Source organism: Chamaesiphon sp. VAR_69_metabat_338 (assembly GCF_031423935.1).
In the GTDB taxonomy this organism is placed as follows: Bacteria; Cyanobacteriota; Cyanobacteriia; order Cyanobacteriales; family Chamaesiphonaceae; genus Chamaesiphon.
This window is the reverse complement of the sequence record NZ_JANPGM010000664.1, coordinates 1-2,243: the sequence shown is the minus strand read 5'-3', so window position 1 is coordinate 2,243 and position 2,243 is coordinate 1. Positions and strand designations below refer to the sequence as shown.

Here is a 2,243-nt window from a genome sequence, read left to right as displayed (position 1 = left end):
CCGCTCTGTCGTGGAATCGATCGATTTATTCACTTGTTCCAGATCGGCTGTGAGCTTCTGAAGCTGACTGTATGCTGCATTAGGTGAATGTGCTAATTCTTGTTCTAACTTGGCTTTATCGGCTTCGAGTTTGGCAATTTGGGCTTCGAGCTTAGTAAATTCCCGCTGCTCCCAGGTGGATAAACGGCGTTTCTTTTCCTCTTTAGGGGCTTCCGGTGCGTTGGCGGCGGAGCCTGTCGGAACGATTGTCGCTACTGGAACAGCTTTGGCGACTGATTTAGGATTCGATCGATCGTTTTTAGCTGCTAGTTTATCAGCATTAGCTTCGGCTTGTTTGTAGTCGAGATAGACAGAATAATTGCCTGGATATTCGCGGACGTTACCTTTGTCTTCGAGGGCAAATATTTTCTCGACAGTGCGATCTAGGAAGTAGCGATCGTGGGAAACTACAATTACACAACCGTTAAATTCCGAGAGATATTCTTCTAATACGCCTAAAGTCTGGACATCGAGATCGTTAGTAGGTTCGTCGAGGATTAAAACGTTGGGCATACTCATCAGTACCCGCAATAGAAATAACCGCCGTTTTTCACCACCAGAGAGTTTGTTAATCGGCGTGTATTGTTGATTTGGTGTAAATAGAAACCGTTCCAACATTTGCGATGCACTAATTTGGCTGCCGTCAGCGACTTTGACAAATTCACCGACTTCCTTGATATAGTCGATCGCGCGGAGTTGTTCGCTCCCGGCTTCTTGCAAGTCCTCAGAATGTTGATCGAAGTAACCGATGTGAATTGTGGTACCGATATCGACAGTGCCGCTATCTGGTGCCAATCGTCCCGTACAGATATCCATCAGCGTCGATTTGCCCGCTCCATTTTCACCGATGATCCCAATTCGATCTTCAGGTGAAAATTCATACGTAAAATCAGAAATTAATTGGCGATCGCCATAGCTTTTCGATACACCCACAATTTCGATTACTTTCTTACCAATACGTCGAGTTGGTGTAGAAATATCGACTCGACCAGTCGTTTGTTTAAATTCTTTTTCTTTAAGATCTTCAGCCCGTCCGATCCGCGCTTTTTGTTTAGTACTGCGCGCCTTTGCCCCCCGTTGGAGCCAAGCTAATTCTCGCCGCAGTAAACCAGCATGTTTGCGCTGAGTGCCGACCATTGATTCTTCAGCTAAGGCTTTCTTTTCTAAGTAATAAGTATAGTTACCACTATAAGTATAGATATCACCGCGATCGATCTCGATAATCCGATTAGTTACTTTATCCAAGAAGTAGCGATCGTGTGTAATTAATAAGATCGCGCCACGATAGCGACTGAGATAATCTTGCAACCACTCCACCGATAATGCATCTAAATGGTTGGTCGGTTCGTCCATTAATAGTGCGTCAGGTTCGGATAATAAGGCGGCGGCTAGGGCGATCCGCTTTCGATATCCGCCCGACAAATCGCCAACTTTTGCTTCAAAATCATGAATCCCTAATTTAGTCAGAATAATCTTAGATTTAGTTTCCAAATCCCAAGCATTCACCGCATCCATCCGTTGCATGACGGTAGATAATTTATTTAACAATTCTGTAGAATTCTGCTGTTCGGGATGGGCTAATTTTTCGGATATTTCCTCATAATCCCGAACTAATTGCATCTGTTCGCCACTATTGGTAAATACCTGCTCCAATACCGTATGATTGGGATCCATTTCTGGTTGTTGGGGCAGATAGATCGTCGTCACCCCAGGATTGAGCAAAATCTGACCGCCATCGATCGGTTCTAAACCCGCAATCATCTTCAGCAAAGTTGATTTTCCCGATCCATTCATGCCGATTAAGCCAACTTTGTCCGTCGCATCTAAGCTAAACGATCCATCTTTGAGAATCTCTTTAATTCCAAAGTCTTTTTTAACCGATTGCAACGTAAAAATAGTCATGGGATTTGGGAGTGACGAGATGGGAGTAGATGAGAGCTAGTAGCAGCGGCATCCTCAAGATCGCAGGTAGAACCGCAGAGATTGGAGATTGGTACTAGTTTGAGTTCGAGAACTCCTACCTGCTATTGTATGTGCTTTCAAGCAAAAGTATCCGCCGATTAGCCTTGGCATCGTCGATCCTCTGGACGATTGCGACAAGCTATAATCAGATTGTCACCAGATCCAGTTACCAATTGGCGATCGCGATTGACTATTATGATGTTAATCAGCGTTATAGCCTGTCGCCATTCCCGGATGAAGAC

General features: G+C 44.7%; 1 protein-coding gene. It reads right to left on the bottom strand.

Going from position 1 to position 2,243, the window contains the following annotated elements:
- Positions 1–1,941 (bottom strand): ABC-F family ATP-binding cassette domain-containing protein (locus tag RMO84_RS18360; RefSeq protein ID WP_310489883.1); only part of this gene is annotated, 1,941 nt, incomplete at its 3' end.
- Positions 1,942–2,243: the final 302 nt, after the last annotated feature.